The 1154-nt window shown below is 53.9% G+C and carries 2 protein-coding genes; both read left to right on the forward strand.

Annotated features, from left to right (window positions below):
* Nucleotides 1–203 (forward strand): hypothetical protein (locus ACOCD2_RS21030; RefSeq protein WP_293675249.1); only part of this gene is annotated, 203 nt, incomplete at its 5' end.
* A 69-nt stretch (nucleotides 204–272) separates the two neighbouring features.
* Nucleotides 273–938: a cytochrome b/b6 domain-containing protein gene (locus ACOCD2_RS21035; RefSeq protein WP_293650475.1), complete on the forward strand. Its 666-nt coding sequence runs from the start codon at nucleotides 273–275 to the stop codon at nucleotides 936–938.
* The last annotated feature ends 216 nt before the right edge of the window (nucleotides 939–1154 follow it).

The raw sequence follows: 1154 nt of genomic DNA on the forward strand, positions 1-1154 counted from the left end.
CGCGTTCGGAGGCCTACTTTGTTTTCCCTCTGGCGCAAGGCACGCCGGGAAAACAGTGCGGCCTCGCGGCTACTGGGGTCTACCAGCCTTCGCTTCGCTCTCCATGGCTGGCAGCGAAGGAGGCCATTTTCTTACTTCGCACGCCGGTACGGCAGAGCCTTTTCGTGTCTCACCGCCACAGGCGGTGGTTTACCAAGTTTTAATTACTGGTCGGACAGCCTGCAGGTATCCCGCTATACTACGGAATCCTTTTCCGAAGCACAGATATTCACATGAAACAGCCTGAAATCCGACGCCGGCTGATCTGGAGCAAGACCTTGCGCTGGTGTCACTGGGGCATGACCCTGTCCGTGCTGGTGCTGCTCTTCAGCGGCTGGCTCATCACCTGGATACCGGAAAAGGCCGACAACCTGGATGACGCACACTACGTCGGGGCTGCAGTGCTCATTGCCGTCCTTACCATTCGTTTGTGGCTGTTGCTGCTGGGCAAGAGCAATGACCTGCTGAAAAACCTGCTGCCGAACCGGCACCAGCTGAGGCAGGGGTGGCAGGTATTGCGCTCCTATCTATCGCTGGGAAAGATCCCCCTGCCAAAATGGTATGCACATAACCCCCTGTGGGCGCCGCTCTATCTCTTACTCTTCGCCATCCTGCTTTTGCAGATTTTCAGCGGACTGCTGCTTCTCAACCAGATCACCCTGCTGGGTGAACTGAGCATCCGCCAGATGCATATACTAGGATTCCAGGTCATCAGCCTGTTCACACTCCTTCATATTCTCGCCAGCTTTTTCCACGACGCCAAGGACACGGGATCGGACATCTCAGCCATGGTCAACGGCCATCGCATCTTTATCATCGAATCCCAGCAGCCTGAAACGCCACAAAGCAGCACTGTCATATCACTGGACAGCCTCAAGAAAACCATCAATAAGCCGTAAGCCCGGCAGTAGGGGAAAAATTTGATCCCTGTCAAAGCAGGGTTTGATTCTGCCCCTCCTCCTCTTTTCCCGTCGCTTTTTCTGATCTATTTTATTCCTGAATCCGTGACTTCGGCAGCCACCTGAAAGTCGTTCGCCCGATGATAATCGCGTAAAATTGCAGTTCCAGTGATTTTCATGATTTCACCCAAGGGGTGAACTGCCAATGACATTCAT

This window comes from Thiolapillus sp. (genome assembly GCF_048562965.1).
GTDB lineage: Bacteria > Pseudomonadota > Gammaproteobacteria > Chromatiales > Chromatiaceae > Thiolapillus > Thiolapillus brandeum_A.